Source organism: Acidovorax sp. IB03, from assembly GCF_016406015.1.
Lineage (GTDB): Bacteria > Pseudomonadota > Gammaproteobacteria > Burkholderiales > Burkholderiaceae_C > Acidovorax > Acidovorax temperans.
Genome location: NZ_JAEFCH010000048.1, coordinates 19335 through 29823, shown reverse-complemented (window position 1 = coordinate 29823; position 10489 = coordinate 19335). Strand labels below are relative to the sequence as shown.

At 66.3% G+C, this 10489-nt stretch carries 12 protein-coding genes; 4 read left to right on the top strand and 8 right to left on the bottom strand.

The genetic code is table 11. The features are described from left to right. The first annotated feature begins 332 nt into the window (after positions 1 to 332). Positions 333 to 683 carry a hypothetical protein gene (locus tag IHV84_RS18400; RefSeq protein WP_233100121.1) on the top strand — a complete coding sequence of 117 codons (351 nt, stop codon included), beginning with the start codon at positions 333 to 335 and terminating at the stop codon, positions 681 to 683. Between the two features lie 136 nt (positions 684 to 819). On the opposite strand, the gene IHV84_RS18395 is transcribed toward IHV84_RS18400, so the two are convergent. Further along, on the bottom strand, positions 820 to 2742 hold the full coding sequence (locus IHV84_RS18395) for a radical SAM protein (RefSeq protein WP_198847943.1): 1923 nt from the start codon (positions 2740 to 2742) through the stop codon (positions 820 to 822). Between the two features lie 55 nt (positions 2743 to 2797). Then, entirely contained in the window at positions 2798 to 3385 is a 588-nt protein-coding gene (locus IHV84_RS18390; RefSeq protein ID WP_198847942.1) for a gamma carbonic anhydrase family protein, read from the bottom strand. 233 nt (positions 3386 to 3618) lie between these two features. On the opposite strand from IHV84_RS18390, the gene IHV84_RS18385 reads away from it, so the two are divergent. Then, positions 3619 to 4476, top strand: coding sequence for a Sir2 family NAD-dependent protein deacetylase (locus tag IHV84_RS18385; protein WP_198847941.1), 858 nt, complete (start codon positions 3619 to 3621; stop codon positions 4474 to 4476). A gap of 11 nt (positions 4477 to 4487) precedes the next feature. On the opposite strand, the gene IHV84_RS18380 is transcribed toward IHV84_RS18385, so the two are convergent. Next, the gene (locus tag IHV84_RS18380) at positions 4488 to 5960 is read right to left on the bottom strand and encodes a PLP-dependent aminotransferase family protein (RefSeq protein ID WP_370541317.1); all 1473 of its coding nucleotides are present in this window, start codon (positions 5958 to 5960) and stop codon (positions 4488 to 4490) included. A 76-nt stretch (positions 5961 to 6036) separates the two neighbouring features. Between IHV84_RS18380 and IHV84_RS18375 the strand changes: the two genes are divergently transcribed. Together IHV84_RS18375 and IHV84_RS18370 are read left to right on the top strand one after the other, a co-directional pair. Continuing rightward, positions 6037 to 6519 (top strand): OsmC family protein, encoded by a 483-nt coding sequence (locus IHV84_RS18375; protein WP_198847939.1) that lies wholly within the window; start codon positions 6037 to 6039, stop codon positions 6517 to 6519. 1 nt (position 6520) lies between these two features. Then, entirely contained in the window at positions 6521 to 7156 is a 636-nt protein-coding gene (locus IHV84_RS18370) for an FMN-binding negative transcriptional regulator (RefSeq protein WP_198847938.1), read from the top strand. Positions 7157 to 7270: 114 nt separating this feature from the next. Here IHV84_RS18370 and IHV84_RS18365 read toward each other — a convergent pair whose 3' ends face one another. From IHV84_RS18365 to IHV84_RS18350, 5 genes are all read right to left on the bottom strand, one after another. After that, on the bottom strand, positions 7271 to 8674 hold the full coding sequence (locus tag IHV84_RS18365; RefSeq protein ID WP_198847937.1) for a homoserine dehydrogenase: 1404 nt from the start codon (positions 8672 to 8674) through the stop codon (positions 7271 to 7273). A 213-nt stretch (positions 8675 to 8887) separates the two neighbouring features. Next, positions 8888 to 9016, bottom strand: a complete 129-nt coding sequence (locus IHV84_RS20655) for a hypothetical protein (RefSeq protein ID WP_255524169.1) — start codon at positions 9014 to 9016, stop codon at positions 8888 to 8890. Positions 9017 to 9172: 156 nt separating this feature from the next. Next, a complete protein-coding gene (locus IHV84_RS18360) occupies positions 9173 to 9610 on the bottom strand; it encodes an OsmC family protein (protein WP_198847936.1) in 438 nt (145 codons plus the stop codon). A gap of 52 nt (positions 9611 to 9662) precedes the next feature. Next, on the bottom strand, positions 9663 to 9905 hold the full coding sequence (locus IHV84_RS18355) for an ATP-binding protein (RefSeq protein WP_198847935.1): 243 nt from the start codon (positions 9903 to 9905) through the stop codon (positions 9663 to 9665). 29 nt (positions 9906 to 9934) lie between these two features. Then, on the bottom strand, positions 9935 to 10336 hold the full coding sequence (locus IHV84_RS18350) for a YkgJ family cysteine cluster protein (RefSeq protein ID WP_198847934.1): 402 nt from the start codon (positions 10334 to 10336) through the stop codon (positions 9935 to 9937). Between the last annotated feature and the right edge of the window lie 153 nt (positions 10337 to 10489).

The following is a 10489-nucleotide window of genomic DNA, read 5'->3' as shown; positions in this document are numbered from 1 at the left end:
ATCTTTTTGGGATTGGGGATGCCTTGGCCTATGGCCGATTTATGCAACAAAGCCGATGCCGCCTGCTACGAAGCCAAACGCCAAGGCAGAGGCCGTGTGTCGCTTTTCAATGAAATTGCTTGATCCGATATTCGAAAAATAATGCTACGGTGAGGTGGTAATTTTTCTGAGGGCGAAAGTTGGTTTCCATTAAATAATCACTGAAAATCTCTGGCCTCGATGAGGATATATTCACATCCCCGTGTCTTAAGATTATTCAAAGTGATTTTCCTGCGCACAGAGTGCGCTCCCACCTACAGGGCTGACGTAAATCGGCTTTTAGCGTGGAGGCCATGAAAAACCCTCCACACCCCACCCCTTCGCCCGCCAACCTCCCCGGCCCCGCGCCAGATGCCCTGCCCGACGAGCGCAAGGAGCCTGCCTCGCCCGTGCCGGTGCGCACCGAGCGGCGGGTGGACACCACCCAGCGCCCCGAAGCGCAGGCGCAAACGCCAAAGAGCCACCCGGAAGCCTTGCAAGAGCCCGAAGCCCGCTTGCCGCACGAACGCGATGAAGCGACGGACATGACGGGCGGTATTCCGTCGCGCGAAGTGCGCCAGGCCTACGAGGATGTGACCCGGGGCCTGACCGACACCGACAAAGGCCCGCCCATGCACCGCGCCTACCAGCAGCAAAAGAAGTGACGGGGTGGATCAGGGCCTGCACGGCGCAGGCCTCAGCCTCAAGGCCAGATGATCTTAGATGCTATTGTTTTAATAGCTACTGGCGCTTGTTGGACGGGCGCTATAGGCCAAAAAGGCTCAAAACTGCCGGGTGCGGTCAGCCGCGCTCGCGCAGCGCGCGCTCAATGCGGTCGCGCCGCACCGTGGTCTTGGGTACCTTGAACGGGAACCACATGCGCACGTCTTCTTCCAGCCCAATGCCGTGCATGTAGTTGTAGATGGCTTTCTTGAGCCCCGCGCCCAGCGCGTCGTGGTCCACGCCCGTGGGGTCGATGAAGGCCACGTCGTTCTTGGCAAAGTCGCCCGGTGGCAGCGGGGCCAGCGTCACGCCGTATTCCTCGGGGTTCTTGCCCACAGGGGAATGCACGGTGCAGGCAAAGCGGTGAAAGAACCCGCTCTGGATGCAGCCGTTGGCAAACAGCTGGCGCACGTATTCGAGCGCGTCCACGGTGTCCTGCACCGTCTGGGTGGGGAAGCCATACATCAGGTACGCATGCACCAGGATGCCAGCGTCAGTGAACGCCTTGGTGACGCGGGCCACCTGGTCCACGGACACGCCTTTTTTCATCAGGTTGAGCAGCCGGTCTGACGCGACTTCCAGACCACCCGAGATGGCGATGCAACCGCTGTCGGCCAGCAGTTCGGCCAGCTCGGGCGTGAAGGTTTTTTCAAACCGCACATTGCCCCACCAGCTGATGCCAGTGCCGCGCGCAATCAGTTCGCTGGCCAGTGCCTTGAGCGCCTTGGGCGGTGCGGCTTCGTCCACAAAGTGAAAGCCGGTCTGCCCTGTTTCGCGCACGATCTGCTCGATGCGGTCGGCCAGCACGGCGGCGCTCGCGCCTTCGTAGCGGCTGATGTAGTCCAGGCTCACATCGCAAAAACTGCACTTCTTCCAGTAGCAGCCATGCGCCACGGTGAGCTTGTTCCAGCGCCCATCGCTCCACAGCCGGTGCATGGGATTGAGCATGTCGAGCAGCGACAGGTAGCGGTCCAGCGGCAGTCCGTCCCAGGTGGGGGTGCCCACCTCGGCAAAGGCGATGTCGGCTTCCATCATGTTGATGTACTGCACCTGCCCGTCGTTGCGCACAAAGGTGCGCACCAGCCGCTGGCGGCCGCGTTCGCCGCGCAGGTGTTCCAGCAGCGCCAGCAGCGGGCGTTCGCCGGAGTCGAGCGTCACGTAATCAAAGTGGTCGAACACACGCGGCTCGGCCAGCTCGCGCAGCTCGGTGTTCACAAAGCCGCCGCCCAGCACGGTGGTGATGTGCGGGTGCCGCGCCTTGATGGCCTGCGCAATGCGAAAGGCCGCATACACCGAGCCGGGGAAGGGCACGGATAGCAGCACCACGTTGGGCTGGTGCTTGGCGATCGCTTCGTGCGTGAGTTGCTCCAGCAACTCATCGACCAGCGTGGGCGGCGCAGCCAGTGCGGTGGCCAGCGGGTCGAACGTGGGTTGGCTGCCCGCCAGCGATTCGGCATAGCGCACAAATTCAAAACGCTCGTCCACCGCATCGCGCAGCACATCGGCCAGGTCGTTCAAATACAGCGTGGCCAGGTGCTTGGCCTTGTCCGTCAGGCCCAGGGTGCCAAAGGCCCAGCCCAGCGGGTCGCCGCCTTCGTCATCCACGTACACATCCAGCGATGCAAAGCGGGGCCCCTCGGGCAGGTAGTGGCGGCCCACGATGCGGTGCGCCAGCGTGCTGTCGCGCCCCTGCAAAAAGGCGATGGCGGGGCCGATGGTGGCGAGGTAGCGGTCTTGCTGCTCGGCAAAGCTCTGCACAGCAGCGCTGCGCTTTTTGGGCGGCAGCGCATCCACCTTGGCTGCAATGGCGCGCAGCCCTTCGGGTGAGAGCAGGCGCAGCACCAGGGCCAGCGCCAGGTCTTCCTGCACCGCATCCACCCCGCGCGAACGCAAGAACCCCGTGAGGTAGGCAGTAGACGGGTAGGGCGTGTTCAGTTGCGTCATCGGCGGGATGACGGACAGGACGCGAAGGGCGGGTGGCGTTGGCGTGACGGCGGACATGGTGGATACGGAGAGCAAGCGGTGCCGCCGTGAAAAGGTCGGTGCAGGCCCCGGATTATCCGGGTGTGCCTTGCCCCTTGCTGGCCGCTGCCTCTGGCAACGGTGCGGCGGGGCTGCCCGCCAGGTAGTTGTTCTTCACGCGCACGTAGTGTTCGGCCGAATACTTCAGGTAGGCGATCTCCGCTTCGGTCAGCGCGCGCTGGCGCACGGCGGGGCGGCCGATGTAGAGGTTGCCGCTTTCCAGCACCTTGCCCGGCGGCACCAGGCTGCCTGCGCCCAGCATCACGCGGTCTTCGATCACCGCGTCGTCCATCACGATGGAGCCCATGCCGATGAGGCATTCGTTGCCAATGCGGCAGCCGTGCAGGATGACCGAGTGGCCCACCGTGACGTAGTCGCCAATCACCAGCGGCGAGCCCTCGGGCTTGCTGGCATTGCGGTGCGAGACATGGCCCATGGTCAGGTCCTGCACGTTGCTGCAGCGGCCCACGGTGATGCGGTTCACATCGCCGCGCAGCACGGCGTTGCACCACACCGAGCTGTCATCGCCCAGTTGCACATCGCCGATCACTTGTGCGCTGGAGTGCACGAAAACATGGCTGCCCAGCAGGGGCGTGGTGTCAAGGTAGGGTTCCAGGGGCATGGGTATCAGACGGAGGTTGAAAAAAGCCGGGCGCGCAGCGCCGTGGTGCCACAGCGTAGTGCAAAACCCCGCCGCTGGGTGGTGCCCGGCTTTAGAGCGGCTAACAAAACTCTTCTGGCGTCGTTGCTGTGTCTTGTCGTACTGCTCGTACTGCCTACGACACAGCGCCTAGCCAGAACCGCTTCGCTGAGTTTTGTTAGCCGCTCTTATCCTTGGCGCGCCAGGAGACCCCCATGCACACCCACCCCACCGACCCCGCCACACGCGCTGCTGCCGAGCACGCGGCCGCTTTGCTGGAGCAGGCCGACGCCCTCATCGTGGCCGCTGGTGCCGGCATGGGGGTGGATTCCGGCCTGCCCGACTTCCGGGGCAACGAAGGGTTCTGGCGCGCCTACCCCGCGCTGGCGCAGGCGCGGCTGGACTTTGCCTCCATCGCTTCGCCCGCAGCGTTTCGTGAGGCGCCCGAACTGGCCTGGGGCTTTTACGGCCACCGGCTGGCGCTGTACCGCCGCACGGTGCCCCACGCGGGCTTTGGGCAACTGCAGCGCTGGGGCGCGCGCATGCACCAGGGCCTGAGCGTGTTCACCAGCAATGTGGACGGGCAGTTCCAGATGGCAGGCTACTTTGCCGACGCGGTGCATGAATGCCACGGCTCCATCCACCATCTGCAGTGCCTGGAAGGCTGCAGCGACGCCATCTGGCCTGCAGATGATTTTGTGCCTGATGTGGACGAAGCCACCTGCCGCCTGCGCAATGCACCCCCGCGCTGTCCCCACTGCGGTGGCCTGGCGCGGCCCAACATCCTCATGTTCAACGACTGGGACTGGCTGGAGGCGCGCACCGCCGCCCAGCACGCACACCAGCAGCGCTGGCTGCATGGCGTGCGCCGCCCGGTGGTGATCGAGCTGGGTGCGGGCACGGCCATTCCGTCCGTGCGCCACTTCAGCCACCGCATTCTTCACGCGCACGGTGGCCGCCTCATTCGCATCAACCCCCGTGAATGCGAGGTGCCTACCCGCAGCGACGTGGGCTTGCGCCTGGGCGCGGCGCAAGGGCTGGCGCTGGTGGAGCAGGCCCTGAGCGCTGCGTGATCGGTGAGTCTTCAGGCCTTGCTAGCGCGCTGCGCCAGCGCCCCCACCACCCGCGCTGCAGCGCGAATGTCTTCATCGCCATAACCCGCGTAGCCAAACAGCCAGCCACGGCGGTCTGATTGCACGGCATAGCGCGACAGCGGGGCCAGCATCACGCCCGCCGCCTGCACGCTGCGGGCCAGGGGCTCGTCGTCAATGCCCACCGGCACTTCGTGCAGCAGGTGCATGCCCCGGTCGCTGGGCTGCAATTGCAGTGCGCCGTCGCTGGCATCGGCCAGGGTGTCGATCAGCCATTGCTGGCGGTGCAGGTACAGCTCGCGCATGCGGCGCAAGTGGCGCAGCAGGTGGCCTTCTGCAATGAAGCGGGCCAGCACGGCCTGCGCATCGCCCGGCGCGTGCCGGTCGGTGATGGCGCGGGCCATGGCAAAGGCTTCGACCAGCGCAGGTGGCACCACCACAAAGCCCAGGCGCAGGCCGGGGTGCAGCGTTTTGCTGAAGGTGCCCACGTACAGCACCCGCTCCGACCCCGGCAGGCTGCACAGCGCAGGCACGCGCTGGGCGGCATTGCCGTATTGAAATTCGCCGTCGTAGTCGTCTTCCACCACCCAGGCATCGTGCTCGCGCGCCCATTGCAGCAGGGCCTGGCGGCGTGGCAAATCCATGCGCACACCGGTGGGGAACTGGTGCGTGGGCGTGACCACCGCCATGCGCGCGGCGGGCCACTGCGCAGCGCCCTGTGCAATGCACAGCCCGCGTTCATCCAGCGGCACAGGCCTTGCCAGTGCGCCGTGCCCCAGCAGGCTGGCGCGGATACCGGGGTAGCCAGGGTCTTCCACCAGCACCTCGTCGCCCACATCCAGCAGCAGGCGCGCGATCAAATCGATGCCCTGCTGCGAGCCCGAGCACACCACCACCTGCGCTGCATCGCAGCGAATGCCGCGCGATGCCCACAACCACTGCGCCACGGCCTGGCGCAGGTCAGGGTCGCCCGCCGGGTCCAGGTAGTGGGCGCGGGCGGTGCGCTGGGCCTGGCTGGCCTTGCGAGCGAGGCGGTCCCACACGGCAAACGGAAAACTGGCCACCTCGGGCGCGCCAATGCGAAAGGCCCGCGCCGGCACCAGCGGCGGGCGCCAGCGTGCGGCCGTGTCGGCCACCAGCTGCCCGCGCTGCGACAGGCCCCGGGGCGGCATTGCCAGCGCGGGGGCGCTGGCACGCGGGCGCAGGGCCAGGGCTTGCGCCACATAGGTGCCATCGCCCACGCGGGCCTCGACATAGCCTTCGGCCAGCAGGCGCTGCACGGCCCACAGCACCGTGTTGCGCGATACGCCCAGCAGCCCCGCGTGCGTGCGAGAAGGCGGCAGCCGCGTGCCCGCAGGCCAGCGGCCCTGCTCGATGGCGCTGCGCAATTGCGCATACACCTGCTGGCGCAAGGTGGCCGATGAAGGCGCGGCGCCGGGTGTGGAATTGGCTCTGGCAATGGGCACGAATTGGCTCCCTGTAGATGCCCTGTGGCACCTAAACTGAAGAACCATTGTAGAAACCCCCGTTGGAACTTCACCCATGGCCGCACCGCACACCGCTACCGTCGTCTGGACCCGTGGCACCGATGACTTTCTGGACCAGCGCTACCACCGCAGCCACCAGTGGCAGTTTGATGGCGGCGCCACCGTGGCGGCGTCCTCGTCGCCCCATGTGGTGCCCCTGCCCTACTCGGATGCCGCGGCGGTGGACCCTGAAGAGGCCTACATCGCCGCCCTGGCCAGTTGCCACATGCTGTGGTTTTTGGACATTGCCAGCCGCGCGGGCTGGCGCGTGAACCGCTACACCGACGCGGCCACGGGCACCATGGCCCAGGATGCTGAAGGCCGCCTGGTGGTTAGCCATGTGCAGTTGCGCCCGGTCACGGTGTTTGATGCAGCCCGCGCGCCCACTGCGGCGGTGCTGGCCGACCTGCACCACCAGGCGCATGCGGCGTGCTTTCTGGCCAACTCGGTCAAGACGCAGATCGACTGCGCGCCCGTCTTGCAAACGGAAGGTGCCTGACATGGCCAACGCCAACCGCCAGTTTCAGGTGACGGACCCTGCCACCCTGCAGGCGCTGGTGCGCACGCAGCCGCTGGCCACGCTGGTCATTGCGCACGAGGGGGCGCTGCACGCCAATCACATCCCCTTGTTCCTCGACCCGCACCAGGGCCCGCACGGCACGCTGCTGGGCCATGTGGCGCGGGCCAATGGCGTGTGGCCCCTGCTGCCGCAGCAGGCCGTGGCCGTCTTCCATGGGCCGCAGGCGTACATCTCGCCATCGTGGTACCCGTCCAAGGCGGTGGACGGCAAACAGGTGCCCACCTGGAACTACGCCGCCGTGCACGCCCACGGCACCCTGCGCGTGCTGGACGGCGAAGGCCCTTTGCGCGACATGCTGCACCGCCTGAGCGATGCACAAGAAGCCCACCGCCCGCACCCCTGGCGGGTGGACGATGCCCCGCCTGATTACCTGGAAAAAATGCAGCGCGCCATCGTGGGTGTGGCGCTGGAAGTGCAGCGCTGGGAAGGCCTGTGGAAGGTGAGCCAGAACCGCACCGACGCAGACCGCGCGGGCGTGGTGCAGGGCCTGCTGGCCGAAGGCACCCCCGCCGCCGAAGACATGGCGGCGCTGGTGCAGGGGCGGTTGATGGGCTGAGATGTGTGGTGAAGTTGCTATTGAATCAATAGCTGATAGCGCTTGATAGTAAAGCGCTGGAGCCTGTTTTGGCTTCAAGGTGGTGCAGGGCAGCGGCACCCCGCCGCCACGCCCTCACCCCTCTAGCCATTCCACCCGCAGCGTCACCACCGGCCCCGCCACCGCCGGGTGGTCGGCCAGCGCGTGCACGGCCCGGTCCACCGTGGCCTGGGCCACGGCGTCGGTCAGCACCAGCACCTGCGCTTGTGCCTCGGGGCCGCTGCCAGCGGGCAGCGCCTGGTCGCGAGCCAGTTCCACGCGCTGCACTGGCACCTGCTGCGCTGCCAGCCATGCACTCATCTCGTCCATTTGCTGCGCGGTGTGCACAGGCACGCGCAGGTAGTGGCGGGTGTGCACGGCTGCGCGTGGCAGCACGGCCAGTTGCTCATTCACCGCGTGGGCGTGAAAGCCCTGGTGCGGCACGCGCTGTGCGGGCGTGGTGCCCTGCAGCCGGGCCACGTCCACCAGGTCGGCAATCACGGCCGATGCTGTTTGCTCTGACCCTGCGCCCGCGCCATAGAACATCGTCACGCCCGCCGCATCGCCCTTCACCATCACCGCGTTCATCGAGCCATTCACCTGCGCCAGCAAATGCGTGGCGGGCACCAGCGCGGGCTGCACGCGCAGTTCCACGCCATCGGCATCGCCCTCCTTGCGCCGCCGGGCCACGCCCAGCAGCTTGATGCGATAGCCCAGTTGCTCGGCGCAGGCCACGTCCAGCCCCTGCAGGCGGGTGATGCCCTCCACCTGCGCATCGGCAAAACGCACCGGCATGCCAAACGCATTGGCCGCCAGCAGCGTGATCTTGTGCGCTGCGTCGATGCCTTCGATGTCGAAGGTCGAGTCTGCTTCGGCATAGCCCAGCGCCTGTGCTTGCGACAGCGCCTCGGCAAAACCCAGGCCCTCGTCACGCATCTTGCTCAGGATGAAATTGGTGGTGCCGTTGATGATGCCCGCCACCCACTCGATGCGGTTGGCCGTGAGGCCCTCGCGCAGCGCCTTGATGATGGGAATGCTCACGGCCACCGCGCCCTCATATGCCACTGTCACGCCGTGCTGGCGGGCGGCGGCAAAGATTTCGTTGCCGTGCGTGGCCAGCAGTGCCTTGTTGGCCGTGACCACATGCTTGCCCGCGCGGATGGCGGCCAGCACCCATTCGCGTGCGGGGCTGGTGCCCCCGGCCACTTCCACCACCACATCCACATCGGGGTGCGTGGCCACCAGCATCGGGTCGTTGGTCAGCGCGGCATCTCTGCCCACCACGCGCATCGCGCGGGCCAGGCTGCGGGCGCACACCATCACCAGCTTGATGCCCCGCCCCGCGCGCCCCGCAATCTCGGCCTGGTTGCGTGCCAGCACGCGGAACGTGCCCGAGCCCACGGTGCCAATGCCAATCATGCCCACGCGCAGCGGGCGGGGTGCCAACGCGGCGGCGTGGCTGGACTGGGGCTCAAGACTCTCGACAGGATCGCGGTACATCGGCTTCTCCAAACATCAAACGAACGAACAAACACGACTTGCGCAAATCGGGTGCAACAGCCGGATTGCCCTGGGGCAAACCGCCTGCCTCAGCCCTGTTTTGCGCAAGGCATAAAAAAACCCAGCTGCCAGAGCTGGGTTTCGTGCATTCGTCTTGTGGGGGAAGAGAGAGCGATCACCAGGTGGCTGCCGAAACGGCCACCTGCGCTGCGCTCAGGTGGCCGCGGTGGTAATGGCGATCATCATTCGTGCGCCCATCGCCCGCGTGAACGCAGGCAGCATCATGCCCATGCACGCAAAGGCTGCGGCAGGTGCGATGACGGTAGATGGAGTGAACGACATGAGGCGGCCAGTGTAGCGCACCGCCCCAGCCCCGTCACCTGCGCACGGCGCGTGGGCGTTTGCAGACAATGATTGCTATTATTTTGAGAGCTATCGGTGCTTGCTATACGGGCGCTAGTGGCTATTTTGCTTGAAGCCGCTGCCGCTCGGACCCGTTCAGGGCACCAGCTGTGCTTCCAGCGTGATCTCGGGCACCGCAGCCAGCGCTTTCGACAAAGGGCAGTTGGCCTTGGCATCAGCCGCCAGTTTTTGAAAGGCCGCGTCGTCCAGGCCCGGCACCTTGGCCTTCAGCGTGAGTGCAATGCGGTCAATCACAAAGCCGTCGCCGTCCTTGCTCAAGCGCACGCTGGCGGTGGTGTCCACAGATTCGGTGGCCGCGCCCGCCTTCTCGGCCGCAAATGAAAACGCCATCGTGAAACAGGCCGCATGGGCCGCGCCCAGAATCTCTTCGGGGTTGGTGCCCTTGCGGTCGTCGCCAAACCGGCTGGCAAAGCCGTAGGGGTAGCGGTCCAGCGCGCCCGTCTCGGTGCTGATCTGGCCCTGGCCTGCCTTGCCGGCCCCTTCCCAGTGAACGCTGGCTTTCTTTTCAGACATGGTGAACTCCTTGGTGTGCTGGGGCCCTGGGGCCCCCAAAGGCCCCATCTCATCACGGCTGCGCTGGCTTGGCTGTGGGACAACGCCGCATCGCAATCGCATCAAAAGGGCAGCGCACCGCACACAGCGCACAGCCCGTGCACCCCGGCGCATCGTCCAGCACCGACCGCTTCGGCCCCCAGCGGCTGTCCCCCAGCACCTGCAGCGACAGCACATGCGGCGGGCACACCGCCACGCACCAGCCGCAGCCCGTGCACCGGGCCGGGTCAATCACCGGCAGGGCGACTGCCTTCATGGCCGTGGCGGTGTGTGCCGAGGATCACCTCAGCCCCCGCGCCGCCCATACGCGCAGTAACCCGGCTTGGGGCTCTTCTTCTGCGGATGCAGGCGGCAGGTTTCGGGCCGCTGGTCATACACCGTGCACAGCCGCGTTTTGGGGTCGAGAAAATTGCAGTCCCCACCGCCCCGCCGCGCCATGGTGAAGATCACGTTCTTGTGGTTGAAGTGGTCAATCAGCCGCGCCTTTTGCAGCCGCTTGGCAATGTGTCGGGGCTCCTCGTGCTCGGCCTCAAACGCATCCACCAGCCCCAGCCGCACCAGGTCCGATAGCTGCACCTCCAGCGGCATGGTGCAGCAGTTGGCCGCGCAGGTCTCGCACAGGCCCGCACGGTAGCGGGACCAGGTGTCGGGGCGGTCGACGTCGACGATGGAGATGGGGGAGCGCATGGGGGTGGGATTGTGCCAGCGGGTTACCGGTTTGGTTCGGCTGGTATGGGTTCAACATCTTGTGACAATTGGGCCATACTCAGCGCTTCCCCCCTGTGTAGCCCAGCCCAGAAAGACTGATCTGTGAGCGTGCCGTCCAAAGCCCATCTCAGC